Genomic DNA, 14,674 nt, shown 5'->3' with positions numbered 1-14,674 from the left:
CCCGCCCGAGGATCAGGCAACCTGTACCGGAACGGCTTTTGCCAGGCGCTTCATTACGTTGTCGCCTTCGAAGTAGGCCACTTTAGGCTGCCACTCACGGGCCTCTGCATCGGGCATCGTGACGTAAGAGCAGATAATCAGAATATCCCCCTCACAGGCACAGCGGGCGGCTGCGCCATTCACGGAGATGATCTTCGAGCCGCGCTCAGCCGCGATGGCATACGTTGAGAAACGCTGACCGTTGGTCACGTTGTAGATGTCGATCGCCTCATATTGCAGAATGCCGGAAGCGTCGAGAAAATCCTGATCGATGGCGCAGGAGCCTTCATAGTTCAAATCCGCCTGGGTCACTTTCACCCGGTGGAGTTTGCCCTGCAGCATAGTACGGTTCATAACCTTGTTACCTTTCCCGGAGAACAAAAAGGACGCCAGCATCGCCGCGTCCGGAAGTTTGTTACTGCGTTAAATCAACCTGCTGATTATCAATCAGGCGAGCTTTACCCAGCCAGGCCGCCATCAGGATCACCGCCCGCTGGCTGTCGACATTGAGCGGCAGCAGCGTATCAGCATCGCAAATTGCCAACCCGTCAGCCCGCAGGCCCTGTACGGCGAGCGCGGTTTCCGCTTCGGCAACGATCTCCTCAATATGCCGTTCACCGTTGGACAAGCGCGCCGCCATGCTGTTCATCACTTTGCTGACCGCAGGTGCCAGCTTGCGCTCATCTGCGGTGAGATAGCCGTTGCGGGAGCTGAGTGCCAGACCATCTTTCGCCCGCACGGTCGGCACGCCAATAATGGTGATGTCGTAGCCCATATCCGCCACCATTTTGCGGATCAGCGCCAGCTGCTGATAATCTTTTTCGCCAAACAGCGCCATGTCCGGCTGCACCAAATTAAAGAGCTTACTGACAATGGTTGATACGCCACGGAAGTGACCCGGACGGCTGGCGCCTTCCAGCAGCGTGGAGAGGCCCGGCACTTCAACAAACGTCTGTTCGCTCAGGCCCGTAGGGTAGATATCGCCAGGCGCGGGCGCGAAGACCAGATCCACCTTGCGGCGATTCAGCTTCTCGCAATCTTCCTGCAGCGTGCGCGGATAGCGGGCCAGATCGTCAGGGCGCTCAAATTGCATCGGGTTCACAAAGATAGAGACCACCACAATGTCCGCCTGTTCACGTGCTTCATCTACCAGCGTCATATGGCCATCATGCAGGTTACCCATAGTGGGAACCAGAGCGATGCGTTTGCCATCCTGGCGCCAGCGACGAATTTCCCGGCGCAGCATGGGCAATGTTTCAATAATCAGCACAGACCTTCTCCTGTATTAGTGAAAACTGTGTTCTTCGGCAGGGTAGGTCCCTGCTTCCACTTCCATCAGGTATTGCCTGACGGCAGCGCGGATATCGCCGGTATCAGCGAGGAAATTTTTGGCGAATTTAGGAATATGGCCGCCGGTAATGCCAAACGCATCATGCATCACCAGGATCTGGCCGTCGGTCACGTTGCCCGCGCCAATACCGATCACGGGAATGGTGAGCGCTTCGGTCACCCGCTTAGCCAGCGCCACCGGCACACATTCCAGCACCACCATCTGTGCGCCTGCTGCCTCCAGCGCAAGCGCATCCGCCAGCAACGTCTCTGCGGCCTCGCTCTCGCGCCCCTGAATTTTGTAACCGCCGAAGATATTAACGGACTGCGGCGTCAGGCCCAGATGGCCGCAAACGGGGACGGCACGCTCGGTTAATTGCTTCACCGTCTCAGCCAGCCATTTGCCGCCTTCCAGTTTGACCATATTGGCACCGGCGCGCATCAGCTGAGCCGCACTGTCAAAGGTCTGTTCCGGGGTGGCATAGGTCATGAACGGCAGGTCAGAAAGCAGCAGCGCCGAAGGGGCGCCGCGTCTGACGCTTTGCGTATGGTAGACAATATCTGCGAGGGTTACCGGAAGGGTAGAGTCGTGCCCCTGAACCACCATGCCAAGCGAATCGCCCACCAGCATCACCTGAATGCCCTCGTCGGCAAACAGTCTGGCAAAGCTGAAATCATAAGCGGTGATCGAGGCAAATTTTCGGCCACTTTTTTTCCACTGGCGAAGGGTAGAGACCGTGGTCGGTTTCATGACAACCTCTTTAAGCGAGTTTTCGTGGGCGTATCTTAATGGAAGGGGAAGGGGTTTGCACTACCAGCGCTGTATGGCGCTTGCATCCAGCTTAGAGAGAAGCTCAGCGGCTTTTACGCCGTCAGGTAAGGCGATCTCTGGCGCAATTTCCAGCAGGGGCACCAGCATAAAAGCACGATTAGCGAGATCGTAATGGGGCACGGTGAGGCGCGGCGTAGCCAGCGTCTGGTCGCCAAACAGCATGATATCGAGATCCAGCGTGCGCGGCCCCCAACGCTCCTCTTTCCTTACGCGTCCCTGTTCCTGCTCTATACGCTGCGTCTGATCCAGCAGCTCTTCAGGCAGTAAGGCGGTATCAAGCGCTACGGCAGCATTAAGGTAGTCGGGCTGATCGGGCGGGCCATAAGGCGGCGTGCGGTAAAAAGCAGAAGAGACCACCAGCGTGGTCTCAGGGATCGCCGCCAGTGCATCAAGTGCGGCCTGCACCTGATGCAGCGGGTCAGCAAGATTGCTGCCCAGGGCGAGATAAACGCGGGTCATACGTTGCTGTTGCTGCCGCGTGGGCCGGGAACGCGCTTACGGGGTCTGCGGGTACGACGGCGTGGAACCGGATCGTCCCCCAGCGTATTCAGCATCGTTTTCTGCTGTGGCGGAGCCGAGACCTGGAATTCGCTCCACCAGGTGGTAAGACGCTGCAGCTCATGGTTGTTTTCCACTTCTGCACGCAGTGCCAGCAGGTCATAAGCGGCACGGAACTTTGGATGTTCCATCAGTTTCCAGGCGCGTTTGCCATGGCGACGGGAGAGACGAAGCTGCAGCTGCCAGATATCACGCACCAGCGTGGTGATGCGTTTAGGAATGGCCAGCGAGCGACAGGCTTCATCCAGCACATCATTCATCGCCAGCGCAAAGGCGTCGTAATAGGCAAGCCCACTCTCCTGAGCAATTTTCTGCGCCGCTTCCAGCTGCGGATACCAGAACATGGCGGAGAACAGGAAGGCGGGATTAACGCGCATTTGGTTATGAATACGGTGATCGGTGTTTTTCAGCACCTGCACAATCATCCGCTCCATGTTGCTGTCACCCTTCTCCGTAAAGTAACGGGTAATAGTCGGGAACAGAGGCTGGAACAGCTGATATTCACGCAGCTGCAGATAGGTGCTGTAACCGTAGCCAGCCTGCAGCAGCTTCAGCGTCTCTTCAAACAGACGCGCAGGAGGAATGTCATGCAGCAGCGTGGCCAGACGTGGAATGGGCTCTGCCGTTTCGGCAGCGACAGACATATCCAGCTTGGCGGCGAAGCGGATCACGCGCAGCATGCGCACCGGATCTTCACGGTAGCGGGTTTCCGGGTCGCCAATCAGGCGCACGATGCCCTGCTGGAGATCGTTCAGGCCGCCAACGTAGTCGCGCACCGAGAAGTCGGAGACGCTGTAGTAGAGGCTGTTAATGGTGAGATCGCGGCGCTGCGCATCGTCTTCGATGGTGCCAAAAATATTGTCGCGCAGCAGCATGCCGTTCTGGCCGCGCTGCGAACTGTTGCGATCTTCCACCACCTGTTCAGCTTCGTGATGGCCACGGAAGGTGGCGACCTCAATAATTTCCGGGCCAAACATCACGTGTGCCAGGCGAAAACGGCGGCCAACCAGGCGGCAGTTACGGAACAGTTTACGCATCTGCTCCGGCGTGGCGTTGGTGGTCACATCGAAGTCTTTCGGCTTTTTACCCAGCAATAAGTCGCGAACGCCGCCGCCTACCAGATAGGCTTCATAACCCGCTTTATTCAGGCGATAGAGCACCTTAAGGGCATTTTCACTGATGTCTTTACGCGAGATAGTATGACGATCGCGAGGGACAACGGTCATCTGATGCACTTCACCGACCTCGGCGGGCGCTTCGTCTTCACGACTCAGAACTTTTCGGCAAAAATTAGCAACTCGGGTAAAAATGGGACACCTCGATAGTGACATTTACGCTTAACGTTAAAAAAACAGCGGCTAATCATAGCTCAGAGAAGCCAATTTGAGAATCTTCATCTCTCATCCGCGTCATCTTTCAGGCAGGAAAGGGGCTGACGCCGCCCGAAAGCCGATAAATCAGCCACGGGCGAAGATGAGTAATAGCGTAAACCTATTGGGTTTCCGCTTTCGTGTACAGCGCATTCTCTGCCGGTATCGCTGTTACCTTCCAGTGGGTTATCGCCTGCTGCAAGATTTCTGCCAGCGGCAAATCTTGCCAACCCTCGCTGACCGGCTGCCGCAGAAAACGCAGCGCCTGCACAATAGCAGGGCGGGCATCACCCGACGGCAGGGGGCTGGCATGGTTCTGTTTTGACAATTTTTGGCCATCCGCACCGATAGCCAGCGGCAGATGCAGGTAATCGGGAGCCGTCCAGCCGAACGCATGACAGAGCGCAATTTGCCTCACCGTGGGATCGATCAAATCGGCTCCCCTGACCACTTCGGTGACGCCCTGGAAATGGTCATCCACTACCACCGCCAGGTTATAGGCAAACAGGCCGTCGCGGCGATGAATAATGAAATCTTCCCTCGCAAGGCCAGCATCCGCCTGAATAGTGCCTCTGAGCTTATCCTGAAATTCGCTTACCGGATGATCTACCCGCAACCGTAACGCTGCATTTTCCGGGCCAGCGTTGAGATCCCGACAGTGGCCATCGTAAATGCCGCCAATCTGCTGGATGCGGCTACGCGTACAGGTGCAGTAATAGCTGCGCTGCTGCCGGGAAAGCCAGTTTAATGCTTCGCGATAGGCCTGATGACGGCTCGACTGCCAGAGAACGTCGCCATCCCAGGTCAGCCCATGCTGTTCAAGCTGCGCAAGAATGCGGCTGGCTGCCCCAGCCACTTCACGCGGCGGGTCGATATCCTCAATGCGCACGCGCCACTGCCCATGCTGAGCACGAGCCTGCAGATAACTGCCAAGCGCGGCAATCAGGGAGCCAAAATGCAGTTCGCCAGAAGGAGAGGGGGCAAAACGCCCGATATAGGAAGAAAACATAGAGGAAGAGACCGGCAGTGAAGCAGGTGCTTCACTGCACAATCCAGTAGCCATTAACCGGCCATTTGTTTTTCGCGGATTTCCGCCAGCGTTTTACAGTCGATGCAAAGATCGGCGGTAGGACGTGCTTCAAGGCGACGGATACCGATTTCAACACCGCAGGAATCGCAGTAGCCAAAATCGTCGTCTTCCACTTTCTTCAGCGTCTTCTCGATCTTTTTGATCAGTTTGCGCTCGCGGTCACGGTTACGCAGTTCAAGGCTAAATTCCTCTTCCTGTGCAGCGCGGTCAACCGGATCGGGGAAGTTGGCGGCTTCATCCTGCATATGACTCACCGTGCGATCAACTTCATCCCGAAGCTGGTTGCGCCAGGCTTCAAGGATCTTCTTGAAATGCTCCAACTGGGCTTTATTCATGTACTCTTCGCCCGGCTTCTCTTGGTATGGCTCCACCCCAGCGATGGCGAGAATACTCAGGGACGAGGTTTTACGGGTTTGCCCTTCTTGCATGTTGTTTCTCCTGGATAACACGCACTATCGATCCCCATCGGGGATAAAAACAGGTCGCTATAAATAGCAGAAGCGATCAAGGTTGGCAATTATTCCTGAACATGCCTTGACAAGCCTGTGAGGAAAAGCGTATTCAGGCGCCCGTTATGAGCAATGCTATAACAGCAAATTGCGCCTGAATTTACAACTTCACAACTAACGGCTTTTTCAGCGTCATGCCGTCTGGTGATAATTGGGCTTTATAACAAAGCACTTCAACCCCGCTCTGCCGAGCCTGTGCCAGTAGTTCTGCGTAGCGTGCGTCAATATGACGCGCCGGGGAAACGTCCTCAATCCCCGTGTGCAGAACGGCAAAAAACAGAACCGCACGTTCGCCATTTTCAGCAATCTTCGCCAGTTCACGAAGGTGCTTTTGGCCACGAACGGTAACCGCATCCGGAAAATACCCAATACCTTGCTGTAACAGCGTCACGGATTTGACTTCAATATAGCAGTTTACCCGGTCACTTGCCTGTAACAGAAAGTCGATGCGGCTTTTTTCTGCGCCGTATTTCACTTCAGCCCGCACGCTGTCGTAACCGGAAAATTCTGGAATTGTCCCCAGCGTCAACGCCTCTTTTACTAAGCTGTTGGCGCGTAAGGTATTCACACAAATCCAGTCACCCGTTTGCGTTTCCGTCAGCTCCCAGCTGTGGGGATATTTCCTCGTCAGGCTCGCCGATGTGGAGTACCACACGGTGTCGCCTGGCGTGGCACAGCCGGTCATTGCTCCCGTATTCGCGCAGTGCAGGGTAAACATTTCGCCTTCTGGCGTAATGACATCGGCCAGGAAACGTTTGTAACGTTTAATCAGCGTAGCCGGACGCAACGCAGGGGTAAAAATCATAGCACTTCCTGTGAAAGTTCCCACTCAGCGAGCGGCTTATAACGCGTTTTGCCCTGAGCATAGCGGGACTCAAACAGCGCAAACCGTTCGACGCGAAACCGCCAGCTAAAATTACGCGGCGGTAGCGAGACTGGCTGCGTAGCGTTGCGCAGTAATGTGACATGGGGATGAAAGGGCAGCGGAGTTTGATAACAGCCGCTGCGGGCGGCTTGAGAACGCAGCAGCTCTGCCAGCTGCAGCAGCCCGCGGGGCGATTGTTTTGGCCCCAGCCAGACTACGCCAGAGCGGGCCCAGTGCCCGGCATCATCCAGCGTCAGCGTAAAGGCGGGCTGACGGATGCGGCCCGCGAGCTGCTTTAGCGCGTGCGCCTTCTCCTCGCTTATCTCGCCCAGAAACGCCAGCGTCAGATGCAGATTATCGGCGGCCACCGGGCGGCCCGCTTCGGCGGGAAACGTTTCGGCCCGCCATCTGATTAAGCTCTGTCGGCTCTCTTCGGGCAGAGTGATGCCGAAAAACAGCCTTTTTTGCTCACTCATGGTGCTCTCCGGTTTTCCAGAAACAGGAATGCTACAATGCCCGGCAAATTTAGACCATGACGTTCTGGAGCAAATACGTGAGTTCATTACCGGTCAGCGTGGTGCTACCCGATCTGCTGGCGGCGCTGCAATCTTCTTCGCAGGTGCTGCTGGCGGCCCCGACCGGTGCGGGGAAATCAACCTGGCTGCCGCTGCAAATCCTGCAACAGGCGGACTTCACTGGTCGCATCCTGTTGCTGGAGCCGCGCCGCCTGGCGGCGCGTAATGTCGCCCAGCGATTAGCGGAGATACTGGGCGAGCAGCCGGGTGAAACCGTGGGATACCGCATGCGCTCGGAGAGCCGGGTGGGCAGCGCTACGCGTCTTGAAGTGGTGACCGAGGGGATCCTCACCCGCATGCTTCAGCAGGATCCGATGCTGGAAGGGGTGTCGCTGGTGATCCTGGATGAATTTCACGAGCGCAGCCTGCAGGCGGATCTGGCGCTGGCGCTGCTGCTGGATGTTCAGCAGGGGCTGCGTGACGATTTGAAAATTTTGCTGATGTCCGCAACGCTGGATAATCAGCGGTTGCAGACTCTGCTGCCCGATGCGCCAGCGATCGCTTCCGAAGGCCGCGCCTGGCCCGTTGAGCGCCGTTACGCCTCACTGGCAGCCAATTATCGCTTTGATGAAGCCGTGGCGCGCCAGGTCAGTCAACTGCTGCGGGAAGAGAGCGGATCCCTGCTGCTGTTTCTGCCGGGCGTCGGGGAAATTCAGCGTGTACAGACGCATCTCTCCTCCCTGGTGGGCAGCGATGTTGATCTCACGCCTTTATATGGCGCGCTGTCGCTCAGCGAACAGCGCAAAGCGATTCTTCCGGCCGCGTCAGGTCGGCGTAAGGTGGTGCTGGCAACCAATATTGCGGAAACCAGCCTGACGATTGAAGGCATCCGCTTGGTTGTCGACAGTACTCTGGAAAGAACCGGCGTGTTTGATACCCGCACCGGATTGACCCGCCTGCAGACGCAGCGCATCAGCCAGGCTTCCATGACGCAGCGGGCCGGACGAGCAGGGCGACTGGAGCCGGGAATTTGCCTGCATCTTACCGCGAAGGATCAGGCTGAACGTGCCGCTTCCCATGCGGAACCAGAGATCCTGCACAGTGATTTGGCCTCACTCTGGCTGGATCTGCTGCAATGGGGCTGTCATGACGTCAGCCAGCTCCAGTGGCTTGATACGCCGCCAGAGCACAATCTTCACCAGGCAAGAGCGCTGCTGCACCAGCTTGGCGCCACGGATAAAGCCGGGATGCTGACCACCAAAGGGCGAAGCATGGCCACGCTGGGCAGCGAACCCCGTTTCGCCGCGATGCTGATTGATGCCGGAAAAGAGGCGGACAGCGTGGCTACTGCCTCGCTTCTGGTCGCGATGCTGGAAGAGCCGGCGCGGGGCAGCGCCGATCTCCGTGACAGTTTTCATCGCCGCCAGCCCAACTGGCAGCAGCGGGCCAGGCAGCTGCAACGGCGCCTCAAGAGCGAGGGTGGCACGCCGGACAACGACCTTATTGCTCCCCTGTTAGCGGGCGCGTTTCCGGACCGGATCGCGCGGCGGCGCGGCACGCAAGGGCGCTACCAGCTGGCTAACGGCATGGGCGCGATGCTCGATACCGACGAAGCATTAACCCGCTATGAATGGCTGATAGTGCCGCAGCTTTTACAGAGCAGCACGCAGCCTGATGCCCGCATTCTTCAGGCCCTGCCGACAGAAATAGAGGCGCTGACCCGCCACTCTCCTCAGCTGCTGAAACAGCGAACGGAAGTGGAGTGGGATGATGAGAGGGGCACGCTGCGTGCCTGGAGGCGCGAGCAGATTGGCGAGCTGGTGATAAAATCGCAGCCGCTGAATAAACCGGATGAGGAGGAGCTGCATCCGGCCATGCTTCGCTGGATCCGCAGCAAAGGTCTTTCGGTACTCAACTGGAGCCCGCAGGCGGAACAGCTGCGTATCCGTCTGGTGTGTGCTCGCCAGTGGCTGCCGGAAGAGAACTGGCCAGCGGCCAGCGAGGCGGATCTGCTGGACTCGCTGGAGCAGTGGCTGCTGCCTGCGATGCGCGGCGTGCGTGATGCCAGGGGGCTGAAACAGCTTGATGCCTTCGGCGCTTTATTACAATTGCTCACATGGTCACAGCGCCAGCAACTGGATAGTCGTCTGCCAACTCATTACACTGTGCCGACCGGAAGCCGGCTTCCCATTCGCTATGACGAAGAGAAGCCCCCGGCGCTGGCCGTTCGCCTGCAGGAGATGTTTGGCGAAGCGCAAACCCCTTTGGTAGCCAATGGGCGTGTACCGCTGGTGCTTGAGCTGCTCTCACCCGCGCAGCGACCATTGCAGATTACCCGCGATTTAGCCGGGTTCTGGCAGGGCGCATACCGTGAGGTGCAGAAAGAGATGAAAGGCCGCTACCCCAAACACGCCTGGCCGGACGATCCGGCCACCGCGCTGCCCACGCGGCGCACTAAAAAGTTTTCTGCGCCTTCCTGAACGAAGACGCCGGAGTTCCTGTTTCGGAAGGTTCCCGTTCCGAAGCCAACTGACGAAGAACAAAGTAGTCGGCCCTGCCGACGGCAGTTCCTGGAGAATGAAAACGCATGTCTGACGATCGCGAACCTATTGGGCGCAAAGGAAAACAGCCCAAACCCCCGCGCAAAGTGGCGGGCCGAGGTCGCCGCAGGGACGAGGAGCACGATGATTTTGATGATTTTCAGGATGATGACAACGATAACGAGGAGGTAAAACCGGTGCCACGTAAAGGAAAAGGGCGACCATCGGGTAAGAAAAGAGGCTGGCTGAGCTTGCTGATTAAGCTGCTGCTGGTCTTTATCGTGCTGATGGCCGTGTACGGGGTTTACCTCGACTCACAAATTCGCAGCCGCATTGATGGCAAAGTCTGGCAGCTTCCGGCCACGGTCTATGGCCGCATGGTCAATCTTGAGCCGGGCATGTCCTACAACAAGAAAGAGATGATCGCTCTGCTGGAAGGCACGCAGTATCGCCAGGTCACCAAGATGACTCGTCCCGGCGAATTCACCGTGCAGGCCAACAGCATTGAGATGATCCGTCGTCCGTTTGATTTCCCGGACAGTAAAGAAGGGCAGATCCGCGCGCAGCTCAGCTTCAGCGGCGACACCCTGAGCGAGATCAAAAACCTCGACAGCGGCCGTGATTTCGGCTTCTTCCGTCTCGATCCGCGACTGATCACCATGCTGCAGTCGCCAAACGGCGAGCAGCGTCTGTTTGTGCCGCGTGCTGGCTTCCCCGATCTGCTGGTGGATACGCTGGTTGCTACGGAAGATCGTCACTTCTATCAGCATGATGGCATCAGCCTCTACTCGATTGGTCGCGCGTTCCTGGCAAACATTACCGCCGGAAGAGCGGTGCAGGGCGGCAGTACCTTAACGCAGCAGCTGGTGAAAAACCTCTTCCTGACCAACAAACGTTCGCTGTGGCGTAAAGCCAACGAAGCGTACATGGCGCTGATCATGGATGCACGTTACAGCAAGGACCGCATCCTTGAACTCTACCTGAACGAAGTCTATCTCGGTCAGGCGGGTAACGATCAGATCCGTGGCTTCCCGCTGGCGAGCCTCTACTACTTCGGTCGTCCGGTTGATGAGCTGAGCCTCGATCAGCAGGCGCTGTTGGTAGGAATGGTGAAAGGGGCCTCGCTCTATAACCCGTGGCGTAACCCGCAACTGGCGCTGGAGCGCCGCAATCTGGTGCTGCGCCTGCTGCAACAGCAGAAAGTGATCGACCAGGAGCTGTACGACATGCTCAGTGCACGGCCGCTGGGGGTACAGCCGAAGGGTGGGGTGATCACCCCGCAGCCAGCCTTTATGCAGATGGTACGTAACGAACTGCAGGCTAAGCTTGGCGACAAGGTAAAAGATCTCTCCGGCGTGAAAATCTTCACCACGATGGATCCGGTTTCCCAGGATGCTGCCGAGAAGTCGGTAGAGGATGGTATCCCGACGCTGCGTAAGCAGCGTGGGCTGAAAGACCTGGAAACAGCGATGGTGGTGGTTGACCGCTTCAGCGGTGAAGTGCGCGCGATGGTAGGCGGAGCCGATCCGCAGTTTGCGGGCTATAACCGTGCGCTGCAGGCTCGCCGCTCTATTGGTTCTCTGGCTAAACCAGCGACCTATCTGACAGCACTCAGCCAGCCGGACAAGTATCGTCTGAACAGCTGGATTGCCGATAACCCGATTGCGCTGAAACAGCCTAACGGCTCGATCTGGAAACCGCAGAACGATGACAAGCGCTTCAGCGGGCAGGTAATGCTGGTGGATGCGTTAACCAACTCCATGAACGTGCCAACCGTTAACCTCGGGATGACGCTGGGTCTGCCACAGGTGGTGGATACCTGGACCAAACTGGGCGTGAACAAAGATCAGCTGCAGGCGGTACCCGCCATGCTGCTGGGGGCGCTGAACCTGACGCCGATTGAAGTGGCTCAGGCGTTCCAGACCATTGCCAGCGGCGGTAACCGGGCGCCACTCTCGGCGCTGCGTTCAGTGATTGCTGAAGATGGCACGGTGCTCTATCAGAGCTTCCCTCAGGCTGAACGCGCCGTTCCGGCTCAGGCAGCCTATCTGACGCTCTATACCATGCAGCAGGTCGCCGATCACGGTACGGCGCGCGCGTTAGGTGCCCGCTATCCTAAGGCGCATCTGGCAGGCAAAACCGGTACCACCAACAACCTGGTTGACAGCTGGTTTGCCGGCGTGGATGGCAAAGAAGTGGCTATCACCTGGGTAGGCCGTGACAACAACCAGCCGACCAAACTCTACGGAGCAAGCGGGGCGATGCAGATTTACCGTCGCTATCTGGATAATCAGGCACCCATGCCGCTGAACCCAACGCCGCCGGAGGATATTGCGCCGATGACCGTGGACTCAGCGGGTAACTTCGTTTGTGGTACGGGCAGCAGCGCCTGGCGCACTCTGCCGGTCTGGACCACTGATGCCAACGCACTCTGCCAGCAGCAGCAACAGCAGGTTCAGCAGCAACAGCAGCAGCAGGACGAGCAGAAAGACAGCGACGGTGTGGCGGGCTGGATCAAGGATATGTTCGGCAAGTAATTTCCCCACCTGAACAAGCCGGCTCCTGGTGAGCCGGTTTTTTTTGCCCGCTACTCTGCACAGCCGTTACGAAAACCTCACATTTGTACGTTTCAGCTTAACCTCACAGTTACCCCGTTATTTCCCACATTTTACATCGGGTTATTCCTGCGGCATTTGGCCTGCTGGCAAGGGATTTCTGCTTGCAGTAGCGCCGTTAATTCGCATATTATCCAATCGTTATAATAATAATTCTCGTTTACGTTTACATTCCGTTAATCTCATCCAGAGAAATGCAAAATGGCTACTTTGTCTTTTAATCCTTTGCTTTTGCCAGTGAAAACCTCAAAACGTCGGCTGGCAGTGCTTGTTGCGCTGAGCCTCTCCTCCTCCGCTTTTGCTGCTGGCGAAGAGACTATTACCGTGAATGCCAGCGCCGGGAGCGCCGTGCCGCAGGAGAGTGCCTGGGGTCCCGCCCCGACCATCGCTGCAAAGCAGAGCGCGACGGGCACCAAAACCGACACGCCGATTGAGAAGAACCCCCAGTCCGTGTCTGTGGTGACCAGAGAAGAGATGGATCTGCATGCGGTCACGACCGTAAAAGGCGCGTTTGACTATACGCCGGGTGTTCTCACAGGCAATCGCGGCAGCTCTGACGTCATTGATGCCCTGTCTATTCGTGGCTTCAGCGAGACAAATACCAATCAATATTTAGACGGGCTTAAACTTCAGGGAGATAACTACTCTGAGTTTGCCATCGATCCCTACTTCCTTGAGCGCGCTGAACTGCTTCGCGGTCCTGTCTCCGTGCTTTATGGCAAAAGTAACCCAGGCGGTGTCGTTTCCCTGGTCAGCAAGCGTCCAACAACAGAAACGCTGCGTGAAGTACAGTTCAGGATGGGCACCGATAACCTGTTTTCAACCGGTTTTGACTTTGGTGGCGCCATTGATGATGACGGCGTTTACTCCTACCGGCTGACCGGCCTGGCGCGCAGCCAGGATGCACAGCAGGATATGCAGAAGGAGAAGCGTTACACCGTTGCGCCTTCCTTCAGCTGGCAGCCTGATGCGAATACCAATTTTACGCTGTTGACCTATTTCCAGAACGAACCTCAAACGGGTTATTACGGCTGGTTGCCTCGTCAGGGCACCGTTGTCCCTATCACGGATGGCAATGGTAATCAGCATAAGTTGCCAACCGATTTTGATGAAGGCGAAGCCAGCAACAAAATCTCCCGCAACACCAAGATGATTGGCTATAACTTCTCGCACAGCTTCAACGATACCTGGACCGTGCGTCAGAATTTACGTTATGCCGACCTGCGTACCGACTATCGCAGCATCTACGGTAACGGTTTTGATACCACCACTAACGCCATTACCCGCGGTGTGGCGCTTTCTGAAGAGACGCTAAACCAGTTTGCGCTCGATAATCAGGTGCAGGCCAAATTTGCTACCGGTGCTGTGGATCATACGTTATTGCTGGGCGTGGATTATCAGCGTACCCGGAATGATATTGACGGCTATTTTGGCTCCGCTGCTTCGCTGAGCGCACTGAATCCGCAATATGGTAACGACAGCTATGCGCTGAACTTCCCTTACCACTATCTCAACAAGCAGGAACAGACCGGCCTGTACGCGCAGGATCAGCTGGAGTGGGATCGCTGGGTAATGACGCTGGGCGGCCGTTACGATTATGCGATGACATCCGCCCTTAACCGTAACGGCGACAGCCTGACGAAAAATCACGATCAGGCTTTCACCTGGCGCGGTGGCCTGAATTACGTCTTTGATAACGGCGTTGCACCTTACTTCAGCTACAGCGAATCCTTTATTCCTACTTCCGGCACCAACGCCCAGGGGCAGCCGTTTGATCCTTCAAGGGCCAAACAGTATGAAGCCGGGGTGAAATATGTACCGAAAGATCGTCCCATCGTTATTACCGGTGCGGTTTATCAGCTGACGAAAACCAAAAATCTGACGGCCGATCCGCAGCAGCAGCAGTTTAGTAATCAGGGAGGAGAAATCCGCTCCCGTGGTGTTGAGCTTGAAGCGAAAGCTGCGGTTAACGCCAACGTTAACGTTATGGCTTCTTATACCTACACCGATGCTGAATATACTCACGATACGCTGCTCAAAGGGAGAACGCCGGTTCAGGTGCCTGAGAACATGGCCTCTTTGTGGACAGATTACACCTTCAATGAAACCGCGTTGTCTGGCCTGACGGTAGGTGCTGGCGTACGTTACGTTGGGGAGAGCAAAGGGCTTTACAGCACCGGCGCTAATAACAACCAAAACTTCAACGTAGCCAGCTATACCACTGTTAACGCCCTGGTCAAATATGACCTCGGACGTTTTGGTTTGCCGGGTTCTTCTTTAGCGGTGAACGTCAACAATCTGTTCGATCGCGATTACGTTGCGAGCTGCTATCGTGACTATGCCTGCTATTGGGGCGCAGAACGTCAGGTGGTCGGTACCGCAACCTTCCGTTTCTAATCTTTATATCGGGCG

General features: G+C 56.7%; 12 protein-coding genes. 3 read left to right on the top strand and 9 right to left on the bottom strand.

The annotated features are described in order from the left end of the window. Positions 1 to 12: 12 nt before the first annotated feature. From panD to thpR, 9 genes are all read right to left on the bottom strand, one after another. The gene (gene panD / locus Q3V30_RS17440) at positions 13 to 393 is read right to left on the bottom strand and encodes an aspartate 1-decarboxylase (protein ID WP_306207873.1); all 381 of its coding nucleotides are present in this window, start codon (positions 391 to 393) and stop codon (positions 13 to 15) included. 61 nt (positions 394 to 454) lie between these two features. After that, positions 455 to 1,309 (bottom strand): pantoate--beta-alanine ligase, encoded by an 855-nt coding sequence (gene panC, locus Q3V30_RS17435; protein WP_306207871.1) that lies wholly within the window; start codon positions 1,307 to 1,309, stop codon positions 455 to 457. Between the two features lie 15 nt (positions 1,310 to 1,324). After that, positions 1,325 to 2,119, bottom strand: a complete 795-nt coding sequence (panB, locus tag Q3V30_RS17430; protein ID WP_306207869.1) for a 3-methyl-2-oxobutanoate hydroxymethyltransferase — start codon at positions 2,117 to 2,119, stop codon at positions 1,325 to 1,327. 60 nt (positions 2,120 to 2,179) lie between these two features. Beyond that, positions 2,180 to 2,659, bottom strand: a complete 480-nt coding sequence (folK, locus tag Q3V30_RS17425; RefSeq protein WP_306207867.1) for a 2-amino-4-hydroxy-6-hydroxymethyldihydropteridine diphosphokinase — start codon at positions 2,657 to 2,659, stop codon at positions 2,180 to 2,182. Then, entirely contained in the window at positions 2,656 to 4,068 is a 1,413-nt protein-coding gene (pcnB, locus tag Q3V30_RS17420; protein WP_306213237.1) for a polynucleotide adenylyltransferase PcnB, read from the bottom strand. The genes folK and pcnB overlap by 4 nt, the downstream gene beginning before the upstream one ends. Positions 4,069 to 4,249: 181 nt before the next feature. Beyond that, positions 4,250 to 5,137 carry a tRNA glutamyl-Q(34) synthetase GluQRS gene (gene gluQRS / locus Q3V30_RS17415; RefSeq protein WP_306213236.1) on the bottom strand — a complete coding sequence of 296 codons (888 nt, stop codon included), beginning with the start codon at positions 5,135 to 5,137 and terminating at the stop codon, positions 4,250 to 4,252. Between the two features lie 53 nt (positions 5,138 to 5,190). Then, entirely contained in the window at positions 5,191 to 5,646 is a 456-nt protein-coding gene (dksA, locus tag Q3V30_RS17410) for an RNA polymerase-binding protein DksA (protein ID WP_034897431.1), read from the bottom strand. Between the two features lie 181 nt (positions 5,647 to 5,827). Continuing rightward, the gene (gene sfsA / locus Q3V30_RS17405; RefSeq protein ID WP_306207864.1) at positions 5,828 to 6,532 is read right to left on the bottom strand and encodes a DNA/RNA nuclease SfsA; all 705 of its coding nucleotides are present in this window, start codon (positions 6,530 to 6,532) and stop codon (positions 5,828 to 5,830) included. Beyond that, positions 6,529 to 7,068, bottom strand: a complete 540-nt coding sequence (gene thpR / locus Q3V30_RS17400; protein WP_306207862.1) for an RNA 2',3'-cyclic phosphodiesterase — start codon at positions 7,066 to 7,068, stop codon at positions 6,529 to 6,531. Before thpR ends, sfsA begins: the two co-directional genes overlap by 4 nt. 77 nt (positions 7,069 to 7,145) lie before the next feature. Between thpR and hrpB the strand changes: the two genes are divergently transcribed. From hrpB to fhuA, 3 genes are all read left to right on the top strand, one after another. After that, complete coding sequence (gene hrpB, locus Q3V30_RS17395; protein ID WP_306207861.1) at positions 7,146 to 9,587, top strand: ATP-dependent helicase HrpB; 2,442 nt, start codon at positions 7,146 to 7,148, stop codon at positions 9,585 to 9,587. A 107-nt stretch (positions 9,588 to 9,694) separates the two neighbouring features. Continuing rightward, entirely contained in the window at positions 9,695 to 12,184 is a 2,490-nt protein-coding gene (mrcB, locus tag Q3V30_RS17390) for a bifunctional glycosyl transferase/transpeptidase (RefSeq protein WP_306207859.1), read from the top strand. A gap of 279 nt (positions 12,185 to 12,463) precedes the next feature. Beyond that, complete coding sequence (gene fhuA, locus Q3V30_RS17385; protein WP_306207857.1) at positions 12,464 to 14,659, top strand: ferrichrome porin FhuA; 2,196 nt, start codon at positions 12,464 to 12,466, stop codon at positions 14,657 to 14,659. Positions 14,660 to 14,674: the final 15 nt, after the last annotated feature.

The organism is Erwinia pyri (assembly GCF_030758455.1).
In the GTDB taxonomy this organism is placed as follows: Bacteria; Pseudomonadota; Gammaproteobacteria; order Enterobacterales; family Enterobacteriaceae; genus Erwinia; species Erwinia pyri.
This window is presented reverse-complemented; position numbering and strand designations above follow the sequence as displayed.